Origin of the sequence: Streptomyces sp. NPDC057010 (genome assembly GCF_042673805.1) — a bacterium.
In the GTDB taxonomy this organism is placed as follows: domain Bacteria; phylum Actinomycetota; class Actinomycetes; order Streptomycetales; family Streptomycetaceae; genus Streptomyces.
In genome coordinates this window covers 1-22,803 of the sequence record NZ_JBHUSC010000067.1, presented here as the reverse complement: position 1 = coordinate 22,803, position 22,803 = coordinate 1, and the positions used below count along the sequence as shown (strand labels likewise).

Here is a 22,803-nt window from a genome sequence, read left to right as displayed (position 1 = left end):
ATCTGATCCGTTTCAGGCGTCATGTCCTGGATTTCCCGTGTCCTGCGTCACATTTTCCGGCCTCGCTCACCCGTAAGCCCGTGATAAATCTTCACGACCGCCGAGGGGACGCCACCCATGTCCCCCGGCCTGCTTGAACCGGCGGACCGCCGGCGTGCAACTCCATCCGTATCCGGGGGGATCGAGGACCCGATCCGCAGCCAGTCAAGGCGCGGGTCGGCGTGGAGAAAGGCGCACCAAGACATGACCTCTGTGCAGGTCGAGCAGCACGACGGGATGCCCGGCGAGGGCACCCAGGGCGAGGGCGGCGGCGAGGGTTACCACCGCGCGCTCGGCGCCCGCCAGATCCAGATGATCGCGATCGGCGGAGCCATCGGCACCGGCCTGTTCCTGGGCGCCGGCAAGGCGATCTCCAAGGCCGGCCCGAGCCTGATCCTGGCCTACGCCATCGCGGGCCTGGTCATCTTCTTCATCATGCGGGCCCTGGGCGAGCTGCTCATGTACCGCCCCGTCTCCGGTTCCTTCTCGGACTACGCCCGCGAGTTCCTGGGCCCGTTCTGGGGATACGTCACCGGCTGGACGTACTGGCTCTTCTGGGTGGTCACCGGCATCACCGAGGTCACCGCCGCCGCTCAGTACATGGCGTACTGGACCCACGACAGCTTCCCGCAGTGGGCGTACGCGCTGATCTTCACCGTCATCCTCTACGGCGCCAACCTGATCTCCGTGAAGCTCTTCGGTGAGCTGGAGTTCTGGTTCTCCATGGTCAAGGTCACCGCCATCGTCGGCATGATCCTCATCTGCGCCGGCATCCTCACCATCGGGTTCTCCGACGCCGCCGACACCGCGACCGTCACCAACCTGTGGAGCGACGGCGGGTTCTTCCCCAAGGGCATCGGCGGCACGCTGATGACGCTGCAGATCGTGATGTTCGCCTTCCTCGCGGTCGAGCTGGTCGGCGTCACCGCCGGCGAGTCCAAGGACCCCGAGAAGACCCTGCCCAAGGCCATCAACACCGTGCCGTGGCGCATCGCCGTCTTCTACGTCGGCGCCCTGATCATGATCCTGTCGGTCGTCCCGTGGACGCACTTCCAGCCCGGCGTCTCGCCCTTCGTCGCCGCCTTCGAGCGCATGGGCCTCGGCATCGGCGCCGCGATCGTCAACTTCGTCGTGCTGACCGCCGCCCTGTCCTCCTGCAACTCGGGCATGTACTCCACCGGCCGCATGCTGCGCGACCTCGCGCTCAACGGCCAGGGCCCGAAGTTCTTCACCAAGCTGACCAAGAGCGGCACCCCGCTCGTGGGCACCACCTTCTCCGCCGCGCTGATGCTGGTGGGCGTCTGGATCAACTACGTCGCCCCGGGCAAGGCCTTCGACTACGTCGTCTCCTTCGCCACCATCTCCGGCATGTGGGCCTGGATCATGATCCTGGTCTGCCAGATCCGCTACCGCGCCAAGTCCGACCGCGGCGAGCTGCCGGCCTCCCCGTTCCGGGCGCCCGGCGCCCCCTGGACGAGCTGGTTCGCCCTGCTCTTCATCGGCATGGTCATCGTGATGATGGGCATCGACAAGGACGCCCGCGTCTCGCTGTACTGCGCCCCGCTGTGGGGCCTGATCCTGGGCCTGTCCTACCTGGTCCTCAAGGCCCGCAACCCGCGCGGCGCCGCCTTCACCAAGGCCTCGTAGCCCGCTCCGCCCAGGCTGCCTGTCCACCATTCGGGCCCTCCCGTACCACTCCTCGGTACGGGAGGGCCCGTCTGCTTATCCTGTCGCTCATGCTGACCCTCACCCAGGCCCTGTACGACCAGATCGTCGAGCACGCCCGCCAGGACCACCCCGACGAGGCGTGCGGCGTCGTGGCCGGCCCGGCGGGCACCGACCGCCCCGAGCGGTTCATCCCCATGCTCAACGCGGCCCGGTCGCCCACGTTCTACGAGTTCGACTCCAAGGACCTGCTGAAGCTCTACCGCGAGCTCGACGACCGGGACGAGGAGCCCGTGATCGTCTACCACTCGCACACCGCCACCGAGGCCTACCCCTCGCGCACGGACGTCACGTACGCGAACGAGCCCGGCGCGCACTACGTGCTGGTCTCCACGGCGGACAAGGACGGCCTCGGGGAGTTCCAGTTCCGCTCGTACCGCATCGTCGACGGCGTGATCACCGAGGAAGAAGTGCAGGTCGTAGCAGCCTACTGATCACTATGTGAGCAGTAGGCGTCCACGATGCGGGATCACACTCCAAGTGGGGGACCGGGAATCGTTAACATGACCGCATGGTTTCCCACGACGTGAGCATCGAGACGCCCGGCAGGCTGCTGCTCGTGGCGCGGCTGCACGTCGACCTGTGCCGCCTCGCCAGCGCCATCTGTCCTGCTGCCTGAGCACCAGAGCCCTCTTGCGCGGGGGCACAAGAACCGCGCGCCTTCACGTTCTTACGCCCCTTCACGACACTGGAGCCTGCCATGGCCATCGAGGTCCGCATCCCCACCATCCTCCGCACCTACACCGACGGCGAGAAGGCCGTGTCCGGTGAGGGCGCCACCCTCGGCGACCTCTTCTCGGACCTTGAGACGCGTCACAAGGGCATCGAGGAGCGCATCGTCGACGCCGGCAAGCTGCGCCGCTTCGTGAACGTCTACCTCAACGACGAGGACGTCCGCTTCCTCGACGGCATCAGCACCACGCTCACCGACGGCGACACCGTCACGATCCTCCCGGCCGTGGCCGGCGGCTCGAAGTAATGCGTTACGACTCCCCGCTGGCAGCCGTGGGCAACACGCCGCTGGTGCGCCTGCCCCGGCTGTCGCCCTCGGACGACGTCCGCATCTGGGCGAAGCTCGAGGACCGCAACCCGACCGGCTCGATCAAGGACCGCCCCGCGCTCCACATGGTCGAGCAGGCGGAGAAGGACGGCCGGCTGTACCCCGGCTGCACCATCCTGGAGCCGACCTCGGGCAACACCGGCATCTCCCTGGCGATGGCGGCGAAGCTCAAGGGCTACCGCATCGTGTGCGTGATGCCGGAGAACACCTCCCAGGAGCGGCGTGACCTGCTGGCCATGTGGGGAGCCGAGATCATCTCGTCACCGGCGGCGGGCGGCTCGAACACGGCCGTCCGCGTCGCGAAGGAACTGGCGGAGCAGCACCCCGACTGGGTGATGCTCTACCAGTACGGCAACCCGGACAACGCGGGCGCGCACTACGCCACCACGGGCCCGGAGATCCTCGCGGACCTCCCCTCCATCACGCACTTCGTGGCGGGCCTGGGCACCACCGGCACCCTGATGGGCGTCGGCCGCTACCTGCGCGAGCACGTGCCCGGCGTGAAGATCGTCGCCGCGGAACCGCGCTACGACGACCTCGTCTACGGCCTGCGCAACCTCGACGAGGGCTTCGTCCCGGAGCTGTACGACGCCTCCGTGCTCACCACCCGCTTCTCGGTCGGCTCGGCCGACGCGGTGACCCGCACCCGCGAACTCCTCCAGCTGGAAGGCATCTTCGCGGGCGTCTCCACCGGGGCCGCGCTGCACGCGGCGATCGGCGTCGGCCGCAAGGCGGTGGCCGCGGGCGAGACGGCGGACATCGTCTTCGTCGTGGCCGACGGCGGCTGGAAGTACCTCTCGACCGGCGTCTACACCGCGGCCACCACCGAGGAGGCCATCGAGGTCCTCCAGGGCCAGCTCTGGGCGTAGCCCGGATCGCCCCTCTCTTCCGCGGAGCCGCGCGCCCGCTTCCCCCACGGGGGGAGCGGGCCGCCGCGTTTCCGGGTGAATTCACCCGAATGGCCCCTGTGAGTCGCCGGGACGGCGGTACGGGTCGAGGCTGAACGTGCCCGACCCGACTCCACAGAGAGGCTGGTGGCTCGATGACGACCGCTCCCAATCCGGCGGCTCCCGGGACTCCCCGTACCCCGCCGCCCCCACCGGGGGACGCTTCCGGCTGGGCGGCGGGCGGCACGATGTTCGCCGCCGTCCTGATGATGATCAACGGCGTGTTCGCGATCTTCGAAGGAATCGCCGCCCTCGCCAAGGACGACGTCCTCCTGCGGGTCCGCGACTACACGTTCAAGTTCGACGTGACCGCCTGGGGCTGGATCCACCTGATCATCGGCATCATCGTCCTGATCATCGGCATCGCGATCCTCACGGGCACGACCTGGGGCCGCGCCCTCGGCATCGCCCTGACCGGAGTGATGATCATCCTGCACTTCCTGTGGCTGCCCTACCAGCCGCTGTGGTCCCTCATCGCGATCGCGATCGGCGTCTTCGTGATCTGGGCCCTGTGCACCGACCGAAGCCCCGCCGTCATCTGACCCCCCGGCACGGCACCGCGGACCGGGCCCCCGACGAACCCTCCCGGCCCGCGGTCGCCGCATGCCCGGGGCGGTCGTCAGGCGGGTTCCGGGCCCAGTCGGTCCGCCAGGATCGCCGCGTGGCTCGACTCCGGGTCGTGGACCGCGGTCAGCAGCGTCACCGGGCCCGCCTCCACCAGGGACCGCAGGCGCGCCAGCTCCGCCACCGCTTCCGGCTCCGCCAGCTCCGCCTCGTACCGCCGCCGGAACTCCGCGGCGGAGCCGCCCCCGTGGAACCACTTCCGCAGCTCCGTCGACGGGGTCACCGCCTTCGGCCACTCGTCCACGCCGGCCGCCTCCTTCGACAGCCCCCGCGGCCACAGCCGGTCCACGAGCACCCGCACGCCGTCCGCCCCCGGTTCCGGCGCGTCGTACACCCTCCGCACCCGGATCGCCCTCGCCGGCTTCGTCACCTTCGTCACCCGCCGCCTCCCAGTCCCTTGACCTCGTCCCACACCGCCGGATCCAGCACCCCCATCCGCTTGCGGAACTCCCACAGCGACACCTCCACCGGCCGGTCCGCCTCCAGGAAGCCCGCCCGGCCCTGCGCCCCCACCGTCCCCGGGGGGAGCGGGATCACCCCCGCCCGCCGGTCGTCGTACTTGCCGGCGATCCACGCGACCCGCGCCCGGTGGCTCCGTACCGGCCCCACCGCCAGGACCAGGCACATCCGCCCGTCCGACAGGGACCACAGCTCACCGGCCCGCGGCCGCGGCGGCGGCCCGGTCCCGTGCGCGTGCTCGTACAACGGCGCGGGCGGGGCCCGGCGGGGGAGCCCCGGCCGACCCCCCGCGACCAGCACCACCAGCGCCACGGCCACGACCGCGGCCACCGCGGGCCACCAGGACGTGTCCATGCTTCGACCGTAGCCGCGCGGGAACGCCCCGGCATGGCAACGTGTGGCAAGTCCGTGCCCACCATCGCTCCCACGGGTGACAGCGCAGGTGATTCCCCCCACAACGGCCCGCCGCGGAGGAGCGACCGGCCGTTTCGCGCCTTACGCTCGACCCACGCACGGCCCGCATTCCGTCCACGGACCGTCCACGGAGGTTCACGCTCCATGAAGCTCACCGTCGTCGGCTGTTCGGGGTCGTTCCCGTCCGCGGAATCGGCCTGTTCGAGCTACCTCGTCGAGGCCGACGGCTTCCGGCTGCTCCTCGACATGGGCAACGGCGCCCTCGGCGAGCTGCAGCGCCACATCGGCCTCTACGACCTCGACGCGATCTTCCTGAGCCACCTGCACGCCGACCACTGCATCGACATGTGCGCGTACTTCGTCGCCCGCTACTACCGGCACGAGGGCGGCCGCTGCTCCGCCATCCCCGTGTACGGCCCCGAGGGCACCGAGCGGCGGCTGTCCACCGCCTACGACGACGTCCCCGACGAGCGCTCGATGAGCGAGGTCTTCGACTTCCGCACCCTGAAGCCGGGCAGCTTCGAGATCGGCCCCTTCCAGATCCGCACCGAGCGCGTCAGCCATCCGGTCGAGGCGTACGGCATCCGCATCGAGCACGGCGGCCGCTCGCTCACGTACTCCGGCGACACCGGCACCTGCCCCGAGCTGGGCCTGCTCGCCGAGGGCACCGACCTCTTCCTCTGCGAAGCCTCCTTCACGCACGGCAAGGAGGACATCCCCGACCTCCACCTCAACGGCCGGGAAGCCGGCGAGTACGCGCGCGGCGGCCGGGTCGGCCGGCTCGTCCTGACCCACATCCCGCCGTGGACGGACGCCGAGCAGAACCTCGCCGACGCCCGCGCGGTCTACGACGGGCCGGTGGACCTGGCGTACTCGGGCGCCGTCTACGAGGTCTGACCCCGCCCGCGAAACGACGGAGCCCCCGCCCTCCCTTCCGGGAGAGCGGGGGCTTCGGCTTCGTGCCCTACTTGGCCTCTGCCTTCTGCAGCTCGGCCAGCTCCTCGTCGGACTCGCGGCCCGGCGTCGGAATGTTGAACTTGGTGATCGCGAAGCGGAAGATCACGTAGTAGAGGGCCGCGAAGCACAGGCCGACGAGCGCCAGGCCCAGCGGGTTGGTCGCCTTGCCCAGGTTGAGCAGGTAGTCGACCGCGCCGGCCGAGAAGCCGAACCCGTCCTTCATGCCGAGGGCCCAGGTCAGCGCCATCGAGACACCGGTCAGGACCGCGTGGACCGCGTACAGCACCGGCGCGATGAACATGAAGGTGAACTCGATCGGCTCGGTCACACCGGTGACGAAGGCGGTGAGCGCGAGGGAGAACATCATGCCGCCGACGACCTTGCGGCGCTCGGGGCGGGCCGCGTGGGTGATGGCGAGGCAGGCCGCCGGGAGGGCGAACATCATGATCGGGAAGAAGCCCGTCATGAACTGGCCGGCCGTCGGGTCGCCGTGCAGGAAGCGGGCGATGTCGCCGTGGTAGTCGGTGCCGGCGTCGGTGTGGGAGCCGGCCTGGAACCACGGGAAGGAGTTCAGCAGGTGGTGCATGCCGACCGGGATCAGCGCGCGGTTGGCGACGCCGAAGATGCCCGCGCCGACCGCGCCGGAACCGACGAGCCACTCACTGAAGTTGTGCAGGCCCGTGCCGAGGACCGGCCAGATCAGGCCGAAGACGATGCCGATGACCAGACCGGCGAAGGAGGAGAGGATCGGGACCAGACGGCGACCGCCGAAGAAGCCCGCCCAGTCGGGCAGCTTGGTCCGGTAGAACTTCTGGTAGAGCAGCGCGACGACGATGCCCATCACGACACCGCCCAGGACACCGGCGTTGACCGGGGCCTCGACGTTGATGATCTTGCCGTCGACGACCTTGGCTATCTTCGGCAGGTTCGAGTCGGTGAAGGTGGCGAGCACCTTCTGGAAGACCAGGTAGCCGGCGACCGCGGCCAGCGCGGTGGAACCGTCCGACTTCTTCGCGAAGCCGATGGCGATGCCGACACAGAACAGCAGGGCCATGTTGCCGAGGATGGCGTCGCCACCCGCGGCCATGTAACCCGCGAGCTTCTGGATGAAGTCCGGGAAGTCCTTGTTCGCCAGCATGTCCTCCTGGCCGAAGCGGACCAGGAGGGCGGCGGCGGGCATTACCGCGACGGGCAGCATGAGGCTGCGGCCGATGCGCTGCATGACAGCCATCACGCCGGAGCCCTTCTTCTTCTGGGCCGCGGGGGCGGCAGCCGTGGTCACAACTTCCTCCAGAGGGCAAGGCGCCGCCAGAGGACACGGGGACGGACGGCGACGTCTTCGATGGGGGGGTACGCGGGCCCCGATGGGGTCGCGTGGTCTACACCAATTGCTGGTGTAGACCAGTTGTAGCACGGTCGGGGTTAGATAAGGAACCTTCGATTTTCTGTGGCCTGCGCCACACTCGGCGCACGTGCCGCCCGGCGCCCCGGAGCCGGGACCTCCGGACATGACGAAGGCCCCCGGATCCGGGGATCCGAGGGCCCGAAGAGCACAAGCGGAAGGCCCGCCCCACGCCCTACGCCTTCACGTTCTCCGCCTGCATCGCCGCGATCTCCTCGTCCGACTCCCGCCCCGGCGTGGCCAGGTCGAACTTGGTGATCGCGAAGCGGAAGATCACGTAATAGACGGCCGCGAAACACAGACCGATCGGAATGATCAGCCAGGGCTTGGTCGCCAGCTTCCAGTTGATGAGGTAGTCGATCAGGCCCGCCGAGAAGCTGAAGCCGTCGTGCACGCCCAGCCCCCAGGTCACCGCCATCGACACACCCGTCAGCAGCGCATGGATCACGTACAGCACCGGCGCCACGAAGAGGAACGAGTACTCCAGCGGTTCGGTGATGCCCGTGACGAACGAGGTCAGGGCCACCGACAGCATCAGCCCGCCGACCTCCTTGCGCCGCTGCGGCTTCGCACAGTGCGTGATCGCCAGCGCCGCCGCCGGCAGGGCGAACATCATGATCGGGAAGAACCCCGAGAGGAACTGCCCCGCAGCCGGGTCACCCGCCAGGAACATGCTGATGTCCCCGTGCTTCACCTGGCCCTCCGGCGTGGTGTAGCTGCCGAACTGGAACCACACCGGCACGTTCAGGAACTGGTGCAGGCCGATCACCAGCAGCGCGCGGTTCGCCACACCGAAGATGCCCGCACCCCACGCCCCCAGCCCGATCAGCCAGTCCGAGAAGCTCTCCAGCGCGTCACCGACCGGCGGCCACACCCACAGGCACAGCACGGCGAAGACGATCGCGACGAACGACATGATGATCGGCACCAGCCGCCGGCCGTTGAAGAACCCGAGCCAGTCCACCAGCTTCACCCGGTGGTAGCGCTGCCAGAACCAGGCGGCCAGCAAGCCCATGATGATGCCGCCGAAGACCCCCGGATTCTGGTACGTGAACCCGTCGAAGGCGTCACCCTGCCCCAGGCAGCCGCCCGCCAGCGTCCGCGTCCCCGGCGGGCACTTCTTCGGGAACGCGTGCAGCACGCCCCGGTAGACGAGGAAGCCCGCCACCGCCGCCAGCGCCGTCGAACCGTCCGCCTTCTTCGCCATGCCGATCGCGACGCCCACGCAGAACAGCAGCGGCAGACCGAGATCCGCGTCCAGCAGCGCCCCGCCCGCGCCCGCCATGACCTTGGCGACGTTCGTCCAGTCCAGGCCCTCGGGGCCGAACACGTCCTTCTGGCCGAGCCGGTTCAGGATTCCCGCCGCGGGCAGCACGGCGATCGGCAGCTGAAGGCTGCGCCCCATCTTCTGCAGCCCCTGGAACAAGCCGTTCCACCACGTTTGCCGTGGTGCTGCTGCGGCGCTGCTCGCGCTCATCGGCGTCCTCCCTGACCGGCCCGTTTTTGGCAGCCGCAGCACTTGCGGCACACTGGTGTAGACCAGTTGAGGGCGGGCTGCTGCTGATCGACATCATTCGGCAGGCAGCGGTCATGCGCTCGCGTAGATGGGCCAACCGTGCGTTAACGTGACGAAGCGGACCGCACAGGTGGGAACCGTGTACCTGGCCGCCGAGACTCGTTCTTCGTAACACTCAGGGAGAAACACATGGCCACCAAGGCTGAGAAGATCGTCGCCGGGCTCGGCGGCATCGAGAACATCGAAGAGGTCGAAGGCTGCATCACCCGCCTGCGCACCGAGGTCATCGACCCGAGCAAGGTCGACGAGGCCGCCCTCAAGGCCGCCGGCGCCCACGGCGTCGTCAAGATGGGCACCGCGATCCAGGTCGTCATCGGCACCGACGCCGACCCCATCGCCGCCGACATCGAAGACATGATGTGATCTGACGATCCCCCGAAGACCCCGTACCGGACCTACCCGGACGGGGTCTTCGCGTACTGCCGCAGCGACTAGGCTCGGAGACATGTCTCGCATCGACGGCCGTACGCCCGAACAGCTCCGCCCGGTCACCATCGAACGCGGATGGAGCAAGCACGCCGAGGGCTCCGTCCTCATCTCCTTCGGAGACACCAAGGTCTTCTGCACCGCCTCCTTCACCGAAGGCGTCCCGCGCTGGCGCAAGGGCAGCGGCGAAGGCTGGGTCACCTCCGAATACTCGATGCTGCCCCGCTCCACCAACACCCGCGGCGACCGCGAATCCGTCCGCGGCAAGATCGGCGGCCGCACCCACGAGATCTCCCGCCTCATCGGACGCTCCCTGCGCGCCGTCATCGACTACAAGGCCCTCGGCGAGAACACCATCGTCCTGGACTGCGACGTCCTCCAGGCCGACGGCGGCACCCGCACCGCCGCCATCACCGGCGCCTACGTCGCCCTCGCCGACGCCGTCGCCTGGGGCCAGAAGAAGAAGCTCATCAAGGCCGGCCGCAAGCCCCTCACCGGCACCGTCGCCGCCGTCAGCGTCGGCATCGTCGACGGCGTCCCGCTCCTCGACCTCTGCTACGAGGAGGACGTGCGCGCCGAGACGGACATGAACGTCGTCTGCACCGGCGACGGCCGCTTCGTCGAGGTCCAGGGCACCGCCGAGGGCGAGCCCTTCGACCGCAAGGAACTCAACGCCCTCCTGGACCTCGCCGCCGGCGGCTGCGCCGACCTCGAAGCCCTCCAGCTGAGCGCGCTGGAACTGGAGCTCTAGACCCCGCGTCTACGAAGATACGGGCGCACGGTGTCACCACCGTGCGCCCGTCCACGTATCCGAACGTCCCGGGGGAACCCCATGAAGCCGAAGTACCGCATCGCCGCCATAGCCGCGGCGGCCGCGCTCACCCTCCCCGCCCTGACGTCCTGTGACGCGATCTCCACCGCCATGGACTGCGCGAACACGGCGGTGGCCATCACCGACGGCGTGGGCGACCTCCAGCAGGCCGTCTCCCAGGCCGGCAACAGCCCGCAGGACGCCCAGAACGCGCTCAACCAGATCGACGCCAACCTCAAGAAGATCGGCGACCAGACGGACAACGCCGACCTGGGCAAGGCCATCAACTCGATGAACACGGCCATCAAGAACGTCCGCACCTCCATCGAGCAGGGCAACACCGCCCCGGACATCACACCGGTCGCCGACGCCGCGAGCGAGATCTCGAAGGTCTGCACCCCGGGATAATGGGGGCATGACTTCGACGCCCACCCGCCTGATCCTGGCGACCCGCAACGCGGGCAAGATCTCCGAACTCCACGCCATCCTGTCCGACGCCGGCCTGCCGCACGAGCTGGTCGGCGCGGACGCGTACCCGGAGGTCCCGGACGTCAAGGAAACCGGCGTCACCTTCGCCGAGAACGCCCTCCTCAAGGCCCACGCCCTGGCCCAGGCCACCGGCCTGCCGGCCGTCGCCGACGACTCCGGCCTCTGCGTCGACGTCCTGAACGGCGCCCCCGGCATCTTCTCCGCCCGCTGGGCGGGCCGCCACGGCGACGACGCGGCGAACCTCGCCCTCCTCCTGGCCCAGCTCGGCGACATCGACGACGCGCACCGCGGCGCCCACTTCTTCTGCGCGGCGGCCCTGGCCCTCCCGGACGGCACGGAACGCGTGGTCGAGGGCCGCCTCCTGGGCACCCTCCGCCACACCCCCTCGGGCGCGGGCGGCTTCGGCTACGACCCGATCCTCCAGCCCCTGGGCGAATCCCGCACCTGCGCGGAGATGACCGCCGCCGAGAAGAACGCCATCTCCCACCGAGGCCAGGCCTTCCGCGCCCTGATCCCGGTGGTCCGCGAACTCCTGGGCTGACGCGGCAGGGCCTGGTCTCCCGAGTTCGGTAGACCAGGCCCTGTTCGCCGAGTGCGCCCGGTCGGATTCGAACCGACATACGCGGCCACCTAAAGACCGCCGCTCACCAGGTGGCGTACGGACGCAAGCGAGGAACACTCTACTGCGCACGCCGCACCTGTGGTTGATGCACCCGTGATCTAGCGGCTGCGCGGCCCACCCCGACACCAGGTGTCCGTCACCGCGTGGCAGTTGGGGCAGAGCAGCCGCAGGTTCTCCTGGCGGTCGTCACTCCAGTCTCCGTTGATGTGATCCACCTCCAACGTCATCGGCCGTCCCTGCCACTCGGGTGGTGCTCCGCACGTGTCGCAGCACTCTGGAACCCCTACTTCGCGCAATGCGCGCCGCAGGAGGTGGGTGCGGGTGCGTCGCTGTCCGCTGTGCTTGACGAGGATGTCCGCCGACGACCTCATGGGCGTGGACCCTGCCCTGCCGCGCTGGTGGGCTTGCCCGAGGAAGTGTGCGGTTGAGAGGCCGTCCTCCCGGATCCACCGCTTGAGGGTTTCGTTCAGGCTGCCGGATGCCGGCATGCCCAGGTCGCGACGTGCGAAGTGTGTGACGTCGATGTCGTACCTGCGGAAGCGCTCCAACAGGTACCTGTCCAGCCGTGGGTACGGCTTGGTGCCCAGATAGGCGATGACCTCGTCGATGTCGCCGCACAGTGCGGCGGCTTCAGCCAGGAGCTCTCGGGTGTAGTGATTGCGGGCGCTCATCGGAGACCTTTTGCGCGGCCGCGGTATGTGTCGGTCGTGGAATGGCAGTTGGGGCAGAGCAGTCGTAGGTTGTCCGGCTGGTTGTTGCGCCAGTCGCCGTCGATGTGATCGACCTCCAGTGGCAGCGGATACCCCTGCCAGGTCGGTTCGATGCCGCACATCTGGCACTGCTCGGGAACGCCGTGCGCGGCCAGCGCGAGCTTGAGGTGCTCGCCTGGTGTGCGGCGGGCACGGGCATTGTCCTGTCTCACCAGGACGGAGTCCGGGGTGCGCCGAGTCTTGGGGCGACCTGCCGGAGATGGCAGCTTGAAGTGAGACGTGTCTATGCCGAATGCCTTCACTCGCCGGCTGATGTGGGTGTGGTGGCCGCCCACGACCTCAAGGCCGAGGTACCGGAGAACCTCACACATGTTCGTCGAAGTGGAGACGGCCTCCGCCAGGATCTCCTTCGTCCACTTCGCCCCCTCCTGCTCGAAGTGGGAGACATCCACGCCCAGCTTCCGCATCCGGTCGTGCAGGTAGCGGCGCGAGCCGCCCTTGGGGTCCACCCCCAACTTCTCCAGCGCCTCCGTCAGCGTGAGCGACGTGCGCGCCGCCTCCGCGAGGCGTTCCTTCGTGTACGGGCTGATCGGCATTCCGGCCCCCTCCGTCCCCGGCCGCGTGTGCGGCCCTCGTACGGAGTAACGGGACGGTAGTCGGACGGTTGCGGCCGGTTTTGACCGATAAGCGGAGCGGCCCGCACCGGTGGGTGCGGGCCGCTGCGTTCGGGCAGTCAGATGCCCAGGTCCTTGATGATCTTCGCTACGTGGCCCGTGGCCTTGACGTTGTAGAAGGCGTGCTCGACCTTGCCCTCCTCGTCCACGACCACCGTGGAGCGGATGACCCCGGTCACCGTCTTGCCGTACAGCTTCTTCTCGCCGAAGGCGCCGTACGCCGTCAGGGTCTCCTTCTCCGGGTCCCCGACCAGGGTGACCTTCAGGTGCTCCTTCTCGCGGAACTTCGCCAGCTTCTCCGGCTTGTCCGGGGAGACGCCGATCACGTCGTAGCCGGCCGTGGCCAGGACGTCCAGGTTGTCCGTGAAGTCGCAGGCCTGCTTCGTGCAGCCCGGCGTCAGCGCGGCCGGGTAGAAGTAGACGATGACCTTGCGGCCCTTGTGGTCGGCGAGCGAGACCTCGTTGCCGTCCGCGTCGGGCAGGGTGAAGGCGGGGGCGGTGTCGCCCGGCTGAAGTCGCTCGCTCATGTCGGAAGTCTCCTCAAGAGGGGATCGTTATGGCACGAGACTAAGCTGCTGACAGACTGTTCATGTCGGACTACGCCCCACGACCACGACCACGACGACGGAGGCAGCGCGGTGCCGGAAGCCAGGACCCCCGCACAGATCGAGGCGGACATCGTCCGCCGCCGCGAGCAGCTCGCCGAGACGCTCGACGAGATCGGCGTGCGCATGCACCCGAAGACGATCATCGGGGACGCGAAGGCACGGGTCGCCTCGACGGTCGACCACACCGCCGGGCGTGCCTTCGTCGCGGTGAACCGTCTCGTGACGGACGTGACCGGCGCCCTGCGCCACGAGGACGGGGCCCCGCGCGTCGAGCGGATCGTGCCGGTCGCGCTGGTCGCCGCCGGTGTGGTCGGGCTGCTCGTGCTGTCGGTGCGGCGCAAGCGCGGCTGACGCCCTCAGGTAGGTTCAAGGCGTGAGCGAGAACACCACCCACGACAAGCTGCCCATCCGCATGCTTCACGACCGCGTGCTCGTGAAGTCCGACTCGCCCGAGGGCGAGCGCCGCTCCGGCGGCGGCATCCTCATCCCGGCGACTGCCGCGGTGGGCAAGCGGCTGGCCTGGGCCGAGGTGGTCGCGGTCGGACAGAACGTCCGTACCGTCGAGCCCGGCGACCGGGTGCTGTACGACCCCGAGGACCGGGCCGAGGTGGAGGTGCGGGGGGCGACGTACGTGCTGATGCGCGAGCGCGACCTGCACGCCGTGGCCGCGGAGCGGCTCGAGGGGGCGAAGGACTCCACCGGGTTGTACCTCTGACCCCAGGGCGTTGCGGAGGGCCGGTGATCGAGGTCACCGGCCCTTTTGCCTGCCCTTTGCTACCGTGGTGGGGAACCCCGACGAGACGCGCCGTACCGGGTACGACAAGACGACGCACCCCGTACCGCTCGTTGTCTCGGAGGTGCCGTCATGGCATGGGTTCTTCTTCTCGTCGCCGGTCTGCTCGAGGTCGGCTGGTCGATCGGCATGAAGTTCACCGAAGGGTTCACCCGTCTGTGGCCCAGTGTGTTCACGGGTGCCGGGATCGTGGCCAGCATGGTGCTGCTCTCGTACGCCGCCAAGTCGCTGCCGATCGGTACGGCGTACGGGGTGTGGGTGGGCATCGGTGCCGCCGGTGCGGCCGTGCTCGGGATGGCGGTGCTGGGTGAGCCCGTCACCGCCGCCCGGATCTTCTTCATCTGTCTGCTGCTGGTCGCCGTGGTGGGGCTGAAGGCGACCTCCGGTCACTGATCCCCGCCTCATTCGAGGAACGCCGACGGCGGTGCCGGGCGCAGGCCTCCTGTGGTGCCGCCGCCGTTGGTGCCCGCGGCGGTGGCGCCTTCCGTGCCCGTGGTGGTGCCGCCCTGGGCGCCCGCGGCGGCGGCGCCGCCGTTGTCCTGGCCGCCTTGTGTCTGGCCGCCCTGGGTCTGTCCGCCGTTGTCCTGGCCGCCCTGGTTCTGGCCGCCGTTGTTCTGTCCGCCGTTGTTCTGGCCCCCCTGGTTCTGTCCGCCGTTGTCCTGGCCGCCGTTCGGGGGAGTCGGGCGCCCCGGCCTGGTGGGCCGTCCCGGGCGTGTCGGCCTGTCCTCGTCCTGCGTCGGCTCTTCCGTCGGCTGCTCCCACTGCGGGGGCGGGGCGGTGGGGAGCAGCGCTCCGCCGGGCTGGAGTTCCAGGTCGAAGTCGACGGGGTCGGTGCCCTCCAGGGCCGTCTTCGTGTACTGGGCCCAGATCCGGGCCGGGTAGCCGCCACCGCCGATCCGGGACTCGCCGAGCGCGTCGTACAGCGACTCCAGCCTTCCGGTGTCCGGGTCCTGGCCCATCATCGCGACCACGGTGACCAGGTCGGGGGTGTACGCCGCGAACCAGGCGGAGCGGTCCAGCTCGGCGGTTCCGGTCTTGCCCGCGGCCGGGTGCCCGGCGGCGAGGGCGGCCGTGCCGGTGCCGTTGTCGACGACGCTGACCAGCATGGAGGTGGTGGTGTCGGCGGCTTCGCGGGTGACGGCCTGGGTGGGGGTGCGGGCGGGCAGGCCGATCGTGTCGCCGCCCTTGGCGATCTTCTCCACGAAGGTGTAGGGGGTGCGCCGGCCGTGGTCGGCGAGGGTCGCGTACGCCTGGGTCATGTCGAGGACGCTGGCCTGCATGGTGCCGAGTGCCATGGCCGGGCCGGGGTCGAAGTTGGGGGTGTTCTCGGGGATGCCGAGGTCGACGGCGGTCTTCTTGACCTTCGCCGTGCCGACGTCGACGACCATCTGGGCGAAGACGGCGTTCACGGAGAGGTCGGTGGCGGTGTTGACGGTGATGTTCCCGTAGCTGACCTGCCCCTCGTTCTCGGGGGCGTAGGGGATCCGGGTGCCGACGACGCGGCGCTTGTTGTCGCCGTTGTAGAGGGTGTTCGGGGTGATCCGGCGGCCGTCCTGGGTGCGGGAGTCGTTCTCGACGGCGGCCGCGAAGACGAACGGCTTGAAGGTGGAGGCGACCTGGTAGTCGTGCCGGGTCGCGTTGTTGACGTACTGCTTGGTGTAGTCGATGCCGCCGTACATGGCGACGACCTTGCCGGTGGCGGGGTCGATGGAGACCCCGCCGGCGCGTACGACGCGGTCGGCCTTGCGCGTCTGCGGGTCGAGTTTGTCGACCATCTGGTCGTCGACGGCTTCGACGAAGGCGTTCTGGCGGCGCTTGTCGATGGTGGTGGTGATGCGGTAGCCGCCCTCGGCGAGGGTCTTGTCGTCGAGGATCCTGCTTTCGACGATGTAGTCCTTGATGGCCTCGACGAGGTAGCCGCGCTGCCCGGACAGTCCGGCGGCGGCGCGGACCTTGCCCGGTTCGGGGAACTGGGTGGCCGTGCGTTCGGCGGCGGGCAGCCAGCCCTTCTTGACCATGCCGTCGAGTACGTAGTTCCAGCGGGCGAGGGCGCGCGGGCGGCCCTGGGGGTGGGAGAGGACGTCGAAGGCGCTGGGGGAGTTGAGGAGGGTGGCGAGGTAGGCGCCCTCGGCGGTGGTGAGTTTGCCGACGTCCTTGCCGTAGTAGGCCTGGGCGGCGGCTTGGATGCCGTAGGCGTTGCGGCCGAAGTAGCTGGTGTTCAGGTAGCCCTCGAGGATGTACTGCTTCGACTTCTCGCGACCGAGTTTGATCGCGATGAAGAATTCCTTGACCTTGCGTTTGATCGTCTGTTCCTGGCCCAGGTAGTAGTTCTTGACGTACTGCTGGGTGATGGTGGAGCCGGACTGGGTGCCCTTGCCGGTCGCGGTGTTCCAGGCGGCGCGGAGCATCGCCTTGGGGTCGACGGCCCGTTCGGAGTAGAAGTCCCGGTCTTCCGCGGCCAGTACGGCCTCCTGGACGGTGCGGGGGATCTGGGAGAGCGGGACGTTGACGCGGTTGACCTCGCCGTCGCGGGCGAGCTGGGAACCGTCGGAGTAGAGGTAGACGTTGGACTGGGCGGTGGCGGCCGAGTTGGCCGGCGGGATGTCCACGAGCAGGTAGCCGGCGACGAGGGCGCCGCCGAGCAGCAGGGCGATGAGCAGGATGCCGCCCAGGACCATGCGCCAGGTGGGGATGAGGCGGCGCCAGCCGGTCCGCTTCCGCTTGGGCTTGCGGCCGGGTCTGCCGGGTTCGCCGGGCCTGTCGGGTCTCTCCGGCTGATCGGGCCTTCCCTGCCTTCCCTGCCTGCCCGTTGGCTGCGGGCGCGGCTGCGGGACCTCGGGCGGTGTGTCCGGATCGCGAGGGGTCCAGCCCGGTGGTGGTGACTGGTCGCTCATCTCCAGGACTCCTCGACGCCGTGCGAAATATCCACTTCTGTACCCCTGGTGTCTACCCGATGGCCGCTTGTTCCGCTCCGGACGGGCGTAATTCGTTCGCGTGGATCGCCCCTCCGCACTAAGCTCGCGCGCTTTGGCCGACGCAGGACCGACGCAGGACCGACGCAGAAGACCGTGGGAACGACGTGGGAACGACCGGGCAAAACGGAGGGATACGGTGCGTCAGAGGGCAGGTGGAAGCGCAGGGGCGGGAGCGCGTGGCGGAGCGGGGCTCTACCTGGCGGTCGCCGCGGGCGGATTCCGGCGCTACGCGACCTACGGGATCGCGACGGCGGCCGGGGTGTTCACGAACACCGTCTTCGGTTTCATCGTCGCGTACACCTACATCGCGCTGTGGGACGAGCGGCCCGGCCTCGGCGGCTACGACCAGGCGCAGGCCCTGACCTTCGTATGGGTGAGCCAGTCGCTGCTCGCCGCCGGGGCGCTGATCGGTGGCGGTTTCCAGGAGGAGATCCAGGAGCGCGTCCGTACGGGTGACATCGCGGTCGACCTGTACCGGCCGGCGGACCTCCAGATGTGGTGGCTCGCGGCCGACATGGGGCGGGCCGCCTTCCAGCTGCTCGGGCGCGGGGTGGTGCCGCTGGTGGCGGGGGCGCTGTTCTTCGAGCTGGCGCTGCCGGCCGATCCGGTGCGCTGGCTGCTGTTCCTGGTCTCCGTCGCGCTCGGGCTGGTGGTGAGCTTCGCGCTGCGCTACCTGTTGGGGCTGCTGGCGTTCTGGCTGATGGACGGGGCCGGGATCAACCTGATGGCCACGGTCGTCTCCATCTTCTTCTCGGGGATGCTGCTGCCGCTGACCGTGTTCCCGGGCGGCTTCGGCGAGTTCGTCCGGGTCCTGCCGTGGGCGGCGATGCTCCAGGTTCCGCTGGACGTGCTGATGGGCGCGCACGCGGGGGCCGGGAGCGCGGTGGAGGCGCTGGTGTTCCAGGCCGGGTGGGCGCTCGTACTGCTGGGTGCGGGGCGGCTGTTGCAGTCGGCCGCGACGCGGAAGGTGGTGGTCCAGGGTGGCTGAGGCGGTGCTGGAGCGCGAGGGGCGGGAGCCGCCGGCCGCGGCCCTGGAACTGCCCCGGCGCAACCGGGCGCTGGAGGGCCTGCGCGGCTACGGGCTGATCGCTGCGATGTGGATCCGCTCCACGATGACCTACCGGACGTCCTTCTTCCTGTCGACCTTCGGGAACGCGGCGATCACCCTCCTCGACTTCGTCGCGATCGCCGTCATGTTCTCGCACGTCGACGCCCTGGGCGGGTTCACGCTGCCCGAGACCGCCCTGCTGTACGGGACCTGCACGGCCTCGCTGGGCCTGGCGGACCTGCTCCTCGGCAACACCGACCGGGTCGGCGCCCGGATCCGGGACGGCTCGCTCGACACGATGCTGGTGCGCCCGGTCCCGGTGCTCGCGCAGGTGGCGGCGGACCGGTTCGCGCTGCGCCGGCTGGGCCGGATCATGCAGGGGCTGGGGGTGCTGGCGTGGGCGGTGTCGGCGCTGGACGTGGAGTGGACCGCCGGGAAGGTGCTGCTGATGGCCGTGATGGTCACGGCCGGGGCGGGGATCTTCGGGGCGGTGATGGTGGCGGGGGCGGCGTTCCAGTTCCTCGCCGGGGATGCGGCGGAGGTGCAGAACTCCTTCACGTACGGCGGCTGCACGATGCTCCAGTACCCGCCGACGGTATTCGCGAAGGACCTGCTGCGCGGGGTGACCTTCGTGGTGCCGCTGGCCTTCGTCAACTGGCTGCCGGCGCTGCACGTGCTGGGGCGGCCCGATCCGCTGGGGCTGCCGGGGTGGGTCGCGTACGCGAGCCCGCTGGTGGCCTTCGCGGTGTTCCTGCCCGCGTCGCTCGGGTGGCGCGCGGGAGTCCGTTCGTACCGGAGTGCGGGGAGTTAGCGGTGGCCGTGGCGGATGCGTTGATCTCGCTGGACGGGGTCGAGAAGGTCTTCGACGTACGGCGTCGCGGGGCGGGGCTGTGGCGCCGGGAGAAGAGCCGGGTCAGGGCGGTGGACGGGATCAGCTTCGAGGTGGCCCGGGGGGAGATGGTCGGCTACATCGGGCCCAACGGTGCCGGGAAGTCGACCACGATCAAGATGCTGACCGGCATCCTGACGCCGAGCGGCGGCCGGCTGCGGGTGGCGGGCATCGACCCGGCGCGGGAGCGGATGCGGCTGGCGCACCGGATCGGGGTGGTCTTCGGGCAGCGCACGACGCTGTGGTGGGACCTGCCGCTGAAGGACTCGTACGGGCTGATGCGGCGGATGTACCGGATCCCGGAGGCGCGGTTCCGTTCGAATCTGGAGCGGTGCGTGGAGCGCCTGGACCTGGCCGAGCTGCTCGACGTCCCGGTACGGCAGCTGTCGCTGGGGCAGCGGATGCGGGGGGACATCGCGGCGGCTCTGCTGCACGACCCGGACGTGCTGTACCTGGACGAGCCGACGATCGGGCTGGACGTGGTGAGCAAGGCGAAGGTGCGGGGGTTCCTGCGGCAGCTGAACGAGGAGCTCGGGACGACGGTGCTGCTGACGACGCACGACCTCCAGGACATCGAGCAGCTGTGCGAGCGGGTGATGGTGATCGACCACGGGCGGCTGATGTACGACGGGCCGCTGGGCGGGCTGCACTCGATCGGGGACGGCGAACGGACCCTGGTGGTGGACCTGGAGCGGGAGCTGGCGCCGATCGAGCTGGCGGGCGCGCGGGTGGTGCGGGTGGACGGGCCGCGGCAGTGGCTGGCCTTCCCGGCGGGGGCCTCGGCGGCGCCGCTGGTGGCGGAGGTGGCGGCGCGGTATCCGCTGGTGGACCTGTCGGTGCGGGAGCCGGACATCGAGGACGTGATCGCGCGGATGTACGCGGGGCGGGGATAAGGCGGGGATAAGGGCGGGGATAAGGGCGGAGACGAAGGCGGGGATAAATCAGGGGGAAGCCGGGGTCGGAGTAGGGGTCAAGCCATACAACTCACGGGGAACCCTGCATAGTCTGGTGCGCATGAGTGACGAGCGGCCGGAGAAGCCGTTGCCGGAGCTGAGGGCGTCGGATGCCGACCGGGAGCGGGTGGTGGAACGTCTTCGGGACGCCGTCGCCGAGGGCCGGCTCGACATGGAGGAGTTCGAGGAGCGGCTGGAGGCGGCGTACAAGTCCCGTACGTACGCGGAACTGGAACCGCTGACGCGGGACCTGCCGTCGGCCCCGATGCCGTTGTCCGGGGTGCCAGGGGTGTCCGCGCCGATGCCGGCCTCCGCCTCCGGGGCGGGCTCGGCGTGGCCGGCCCGGATCGGCGGTACGGGGACGTCCGCGACGGCGGTCGCGGTCATGTCCGGGTTCCAGCGCAAGGGCCGGTGGACGGTGCCCGCCCGCTTCGACGCGGTGGCGTTCTGGGGCGGCGGGGAGCTGGACCTGCGCGAGGCGAACTTCGCGCAGCGCGAGGTCGTGATCAACTGCGTCGCGATCATGGGCGGCATCGAGATCACGGTGCCGCCGGGCGTGGAGGTCGACGTACGGGGCTTCGGCCTGATGGGCGCCTTCGACCAGCGCGACGGCACGGGCCCGGCCCAGCCGGGTGCGCCGCGCGTGACCATCACGGGCTTCGCCTTCTGGGGCGGCGTGGAGATCAAGGTCAAGCCCCCGAAGCTGCCGCCGGGCGCGCCGTCGCTCCGCAAGGAGCTGTAGCCCGGGGCGGCGGGCCGGGCACATCCAGCCCCGCCGGTGTTTGAGGCGCGGGGTCTGGGCGGAGCCCCAGCAGCGGCGCGCACGTCCGGCCCCCGGCGCGCGGCCCCCACACGGCACCCCTCGCGGGAGCGAAAGGGCGTGGCGGGAACTCCTCACGCCTCCCAATAGTCGGATGCTATGCATACAAAACCGGCGCCCCCGGGGGAAGGCAGGACACCGTGAGCAACCGCACCAGAACCACAGGAGCCGCCCCGCCGGACGGGCCGCCGACGGGGGCGGGGGCGGCGCCCACCCGCGGGATGTTCGTGTTCAGCGCCGCCGACGAGGAGCGCCGCCGCGGCGTCCGCCGGATGAAGACCACCGCGACCGGCCTCCTGATCCTGGTCGCGCTGGTCTACGTACTGGCCAAGTACGCCCAGCACGCCTGGGGCGCCGGCGGCTGGGCCGGTTACGTCGCGGCCGCCGCCGAGGCCGGCATGGTCGGCGCGCTCGCGGACTGGTTCGCCGTCACCGCGCTCTTCAAGCGGCCCCTCGGCCTGCCCATCCCGCACACCGCGATCATCCCGACCAAGAAGGACCAGCTCGGCGTCACCCTCGGGGAGTTCGTCGGGGAGAACTTCCTCTCCTCCGACGTGGTCAGGGCCCGCCTGCACGCCCTCGGCATCGGCGGCCGCCTCGGCGCCTGGCTGGCCGAGCCCGCGCACGCGGACCGGGTCACGGCGGAGCTGGCCACGGCGCTGCGCGGAGCCCTGACCGTACTGCGCGACTCCGACGTGCAGGCCGTCGTCGGCGAGGCCGTCACGCGGCGCGCCGAGACGGCCGAGATCGCGCCGGGCCTCGGCAAGACCCTGGAGCGGGTCGTCGCGGACGGCGGGCACCACCGGGCCGTGGACCTGGTGTGCGCCCGCGCGGCCGACTGGCTGGTCACGCACGGGGACTCGATCTCGGACGCCGTCCAGGGCGGCGCCCCCGGCTGGACCCCGCGGTTCGTCGACCGGAAGGTCGGCGAGCGCGTGTACAAGGAGCTGCTGCGCTTCGTCACCGAGATGCGGGACATGCCGCAGCACCCGGCGCGCGGCGCGGTGGACCGGTTCCTGACGGACTTCGCGGCGGACCTCCAGTCGGACACGGAGACCCGGGCCCGCGTCGAGCGCCTCAAGTCCGAGATCATCGCGCGCGACGAGGTCCAGGACGTCATCGCCTCGGCCTGGTCGGCGATCCGCTCGATGATCATCTCGGCGGCGGAGGACGAGCAGAGCGAGCTGCGCCTGCGGGTGCGGTCGTCGCTGATCTCCCTGGGCGCCCGGCTGGCGACGGACGGGCGCCTCCAGCGGAAGGTGGAGGGCTGGATCGAGGGCGCGGTCGTGTACGTCGTCACCACCTACCGCACCGAGATCACCTCACTGATCACGGACACGGTGGCGTCCTGGGACGCCGAGCACACCTCCCGCAAGATCGAGGCCCACATCGGCCGGGACCTGCAGTTCATCCGCATCAACGGCACGGTGGTCGGCGCCTTGGCGGGCCTGCTGATCTACACGGTGTCGCGCGCGTTCGGGGCATAGCTCCGATCTCATCCAGCCCCGCCGGCGTTTGAGGGCCCACCCCCCCCGACCCCCCCCCCCCCCCGGGGCGGGGGCCCCCCGGGGTGCGGGGCGGAGCCCCGGTCTTTGGGCGGCACTTGTGCACTCGGGCGGGGCAATCCAGCCCCGCCGGTGTTTGAGGCGCGGGGTGCGGGGCGGAGCCCCGGTCTTTGGGCGGCACTTGTGCACTCGGGCGGGGCAATCCAGCCTGGCCGGTGTTTGAGGCGCGGGGTGCGGGGCGGAGCCCCGGTCTTTGAGCGGCACCTGTGCACTCAGG

Annotated in this window: 26 protein-coding genes, 1 tRNA gene, 1 pseudogene and 1 riboswitch; of the genes and pseudogenes, 19 read left to right on the top strand and 9 right to left on the bottom strand. The window is 70.1% G+C overall.

Annotation, left to right across the window (positions count from 1 at the left end):
- Nucleotides 1-243: 243 nt before the first annotated feature.
- The 6 genes from ACFTXQ_RS33010 to ACFTXQ_RS32985 all read left to right on the top strand — a co-directional run bounded on the left by ACFTXQ_RS33010 (nucleotide 244) and on the right by ACFTXQ_RS32985 (nucleotide 4,313).
- A complete protein-coding gene (locus ACFTXQ_RS33010) occupies nucleotides 244-1,686 on the top strand; it encodes an amino acid permease (RefSeq protein WP_382648210.1) in 1,443 nt (480 codons plus the stop codon).
- 89 nt (nucleotides 1,687-1,775) lie between these two features.
- The gene (locus tag ACFTXQ_RS33005) at nucleotides 1,776-2,198 is read left to right on the top strand and encodes a Mov34/MPN/PAD-1 family protein (RefSeq protein WP_382648208.1); all 423 of its coding nucleotides are present in this window, start codon (nucleotides 1,776-1,778) and stop codon (nucleotides 2,196-2,198) included.
- A 77-nt stretch (nucleotides 2,199-2,275) separates the two neighbouring features.
- Entirely contained in the window at nucleotides 2,276-2,383 is a 108-nt protein-coding gene (locus ACFTXQ_RS33000; protein ID WP_311736929.1) for a putative leader peptide, read from the top strand.
- 81 nt (nucleotides 2,384-2,464) lie between these two features.
- Nucleotides 2,465-2,743, top strand: a complete 279-nt coding sequence (locus ACFTXQ_RS32995; RefSeq protein WP_382648204.1) for a MoaD/ThiS family protein — start codon at nucleotides 2,465-2,467, stop codon at nucleotides 2,741-2,743.
- The gene (locus ACFTXQ_RS32990; RefSeq protein ID WP_382648202.1) at nucleotides 2,743-3,693 is read left to right on the top strand and encodes a PLP-dependent cysteine synthase family protein; all 951 of its coding nucleotides are present in this window, start codon (nucleotides 2,743-2,745) and stop codon (nucleotides 3,691-3,693) included. The genes ACFTXQ_RS32995 and ACFTXQ_RS32990 overlap by 1 nt, the downstream gene beginning before the upstream one ends.
- A gap of 173 nt (nucleotides 3,694-3,866) precedes the next feature.
- Complete coding sequence (locus ACFTXQ_RS32985; RefSeq protein WP_382648199.1) at nucleotides 3,867-4,313, top strand: hypothetical protein; 447 nt, start codon at nucleotides 3,867-3,869, stop codon at nucleotides 4,311-4,313.
- A gap of 77 nt (nucleotides 4,314-4,390) precedes the next feature.
- Here ACFTXQ_RS32985 and ACFTXQ_RS32980 read toward each other — a convergent pair whose 3' ends face one another.
- Nucleotides 4,391-4,774, bottom strand: coding sequence for a DUF488 domain-containing protein (locus tag ACFTXQ_RS32980; RefSeq protein ID WP_382648196.1), 384 nt, complete (start codon nucleotides 4,772-4,774; stop codon nucleotides 4,391-4,393).
- Complete coding sequence (locus ACFTXQ_RS32975) at nucleotides 4,771-5,208, bottom strand: hypothetical protein (RefSeq protein WP_382648193.1); 438 nt, start codon at nucleotides 5,206-5,208, stop codon at nucleotides 4,771-4,773. Before ACFTXQ_RS32975 ends, ACFTXQ_RS32980 begins: the two co-directional genes overlap by 4 nt.
- Nucleotides 5,209-5,412: 204 nt before the next feature.
- Here ACFTXQ_RS32975 and ACFTXQ_RS32970 point away from each other — a divergent pair, with 204 nt between their 5' ends.
- The gene (locus tag ACFTXQ_RS32970; RefSeq protein WP_382648190.1) at nucleotides 5,413-6,165 is read left to right on the top strand and encodes an MBL fold metallo-hydrolase; all 753 of its coding nucleotides are present in this window, start codon (nucleotides 5,413-5,415) and stop codon (nucleotides 6,163-6,165) included.
- 67 nt (nucleotides 6,166-6,232) lie between these two features.
- Here ACFTXQ_RS32970 and ACFTXQ_RS32965 read toward each other — a convergent pair whose 3' ends face one another.
- Together ACFTXQ_RS32965 and ACFTXQ_RS32960 are read right to left on the bottom strand one after the other, a co-directional pair.
- Nucleotides 6,233-7,456, bottom strand: coding sequence for a PTS transporter subunit EIIC (locus tag ACFTXQ_RS32965; RefSeq protein WP_382648235.1), 1,224 nt, complete (start codon nucleotides 7,454-7,456; stop codon nucleotides 6,233-6,235).
- A gap of 346 nt (nucleotides 7,457-7,802) precedes the next feature.
- Entirely contained in the window at nucleotides 7,803-9,104 is a 1,302-nt protein-coding gene (locus tag ACFTXQ_RS32960) for a PTS transporter subunit EIIC (RefSeq protein WP_382648187.1), read from the bottom strand.
- A 222-nt stretch (nucleotides 9,105-9,326) separates the two neighbouring features.
- Between ACFTXQ_RS32960 and ACFTXQ_RS32955 the strand changes: the two are divergent.
- The 4 genes and pseudogenes from ACFTXQ_RS32955 to rdgB all read left to right on the top strand — a co-directional run.
- Nucleotides 9,327-9,566, top strand: a pseudogene (locus ACFTXQ_RS32955) (glucose PTS transporter subunit EIIB); the annotation flags it as partial.
- 82 nt (nucleotides 9,567-9,648) lie between these two features.
- A complete protein-coding gene (rph, locus tag ACFTXQ_RS32950; protein ID WP_382648184.1) occupies nucleotides 9,649-10,380 on the top strand; it encodes a ribonuclease PH in 732 nt (243 codons plus the stop codon).
- A gap of 81 nt (nucleotides 10,381-10,461) precedes the next feature.
- On the top strand, nucleotides 10,462-10,848 hold the full coding sequence (locus ACFTXQ_RS32945) for a hypothetical protein (protein WP_382648181.1): 387 nt from the start codon (nucleotides 10,462-10,464) through the stop codon (nucleotides 10,846-10,848).
- 7 nt (nucleotides 10,849-10,855) lie between these two features.
- On the top strand, nucleotides 10,856-11,470 hold the full coding sequence (gene rdgB / locus ACFTXQ_RS32940) for an RdgB/HAM1 family non-canonical purine NTP pyrophosphatase (protein WP_382648178.1): 615 nt from the start codon (nucleotides 10,856-10,858) through the stop codon (nucleotides 11,468-11,470).
- 52 nt (nucleotides 11,471-11,522) lie between these two features.
- Here rdgB and ACFTXQ_RS32935 read toward each other — a convergent pair.
- From ACFTXQ_RS32935 to bcp, 4 genes are all read right to left on the bottom strand, one after another.
- Nucleotides 11,523-11,595: transfer RNA gene (locus ACFTXQ_RS32935), tRNA-Leu, on the bottom strand.
- A gap of 54 nt (nucleotides 11,596-11,649) precedes the next feature.
- Nucleotides 11,650-12,222 (bottom strand): HNH endonuclease, encoded by a 573-nt coding sequence (locus tag ACFTXQ_RS32930; protein WP_382648175.1) that lies wholly within the window; start codon nucleotides 12,220-12,222, stop codon nucleotides 11,650-11,652.
- Nucleotides 12,219-12,857, bottom strand: a complete 639-nt coding sequence (locus ACFTXQ_RS32925) for an HNH endonuclease (RefSeq protein ID WP_382648172.1) — start codon at nucleotides 12,855-12,857, stop codon at nucleotides 12,219-12,221. Before ACFTXQ_RS32925 ends, ACFTXQ_RS32930 begins: the two co-directional genes overlap by 4 nt.
- A gap of 137 nt (nucleotides 12,858-12,994) precedes the next feature.
- Nucleotides 12,995-13,462 carry a thioredoxin-dependent thiol peroxidase gene (gene bcp / locus ACFTXQ_RS32920; protein ID WP_031152330.1) on the bottom strand — a complete coding sequence of 156 codons (468 nt, stop codon included), beginning with the start codon at nucleotides 13,460-13,462 and terminating at the stop codon, nucleotides 12,995-12,997.
- 111 nt (nucleotides 13,463-13,573) lie between these two features.
- Here bcp and ACFTXQ_RS32915 point away from each other — a divergent pair, with 111 nt between their 5' ends.
- The 3 genes from ACFTXQ_RS32915 to ACFTXQ_RS32905 all read left to right on the top strand — a co-directional run bounded on the left by ACFTXQ_RS32915 (nucleotide 13,574) and on the right by ACFTXQ_RS32905 (nucleotide 14,729).
- Nucleotides 13,574-13,894 carry a DUF3618 domain-containing protein gene (locus tag ACFTXQ_RS32915; RefSeq protein ID WP_382648168.1) on the top strand — a complete coding sequence of 107 codons (321 nt, stop codon included), beginning with the start codon at nucleotides 13,574-13,576 and terminating at the stop codon, nucleotides 13,892-13,894.
- Nucleotides 13,895-13,916: 22 nt separating this feature from the next.
- On the top strand, nucleotides 13,917-14,258 hold the full coding sequence (locus tag ACFTXQ_RS32910) for a GroES family chaperonin (RefSeq protein WP_382648165.1): 342 nt from the start codon (nucleotides 13,917-13,919) through the stop codon (nucleotides 14,256-14,258).
- 47 nt (nucleotides 14,259-14,305) lie between these two features.
- A riboswitch (guanidine-III (ykkC-III) riboswitch) is annotated at nucleotides 14,306-14,377 on the top strand.
- 31 nt (nucleotides 14,378-14,408) lie between these two features.
- A complete protein-coding gene (locus ACFTXQ_RS32905; RefSeq protein ID WP_214938444.1) occupies nucleotides 14,409-14,729 on the top strand; it encodes a multidrug efflux SMR transporter in 321 nt (106 codons plus the stop codon).
- An 8-nt stretch (nucleotides 14,730-14,737) separates the two neighbouring features.
- On the opposite strand, the gene ACFTXQ_RS32900 is transcribed toward ACFTXQ_RS32905, so the two are convergent.
- Nucleotides 14,738-17,230, bottom strand: a complete 2,493-nt coding sequence (locus ACFTXQ_RS32900; protein WP_382648161.1) for a transglycosylase domain-containing protein — start codon at nucleotides 17,228-17,230, stop codon at nucleotides 14,738-14,740.
- A 217-nt stretch (nucleotides 17,231-17,447) separates the two neighbouring features.
- Between ACFTXQ_RS32900 and ACFTXQ_RS32895 the strand changes: the two genes are divergently transcribed.
- From ACFTXQ_RS32895 to ACFTXQ_RS32875, 5 genes are all read left to right on the top strand, one after another.
- The gene (locus ACFTXQ_RS32895) at nucleotides 17,448-18,299 is read left to right on the top strand and encodes an ABC transporter permease (RefSeq protein ID WP_382648157.1); all 852 of its coding nucleotides are present in this window, start codon (nucleotides 17,448-17,450) and stop codon (nucleotides 18,297-18,299) included.
- On the top strand, nucleotides 18,292-19,170 hold the full coding sequence (locus ACFTXQ_RS32890; protein ID WP_382648154.1) for an ABC transporter permease: 879 nt from the start codon (nucleotides 18,292-18,294) through the stop codon (nucleotides 19,168-19,170). Before ACFTXQ_RS32895 ends, ACFTXQ_RS32890 begins: the two co-directional genes overlap by 8 nt.
- Nucleotides 19,171-19,172: 2 nt before the next feature.
- The gene (locus tag ACFTXQ_RS32885) at nucleotides 19,173-20,141 is read left to right on the top strand and encodes an ATP-binding cassette domain-containing protein (protein WP_382648151.1); all 969 of its coding nucleotides are present in this window, start codon (nucleotides 19,173-19,175) and stop codon (nucleotides 20,139-20,141) included.
- A 121-nt stretch (nucleotides 20,142-20,262) separates the two neighbouring features.
- Nucleotides 20,263-20,943, top strand: coding sequence for a DUF1707 domain-containing protein (locus ACFTXQ_RS32880; protein ID WP_382648148.1), 681 nt, complete (start codon nucleotides 20,263-20,265; stop codon nucleotides 20,941-20,943).
- A 218-nt stretch (nucleotides 20,944-21,161) separates the two neighbouring features.
- Nucleotides 21,162-22,508 (top strand): DUF445 domain-containing protein, encoded by a 1,347-nt coding sequence (locus ACFTXQ_RS32875; RefSeq protein WP_382648145.1) that lies wholly within the window; start codon nucleotides 21,162-21,164, stop codon nucleotides 22,506-22,508.
- Nucleotides 22,509-22,803 lie beyond the last annotated feature (295 nt).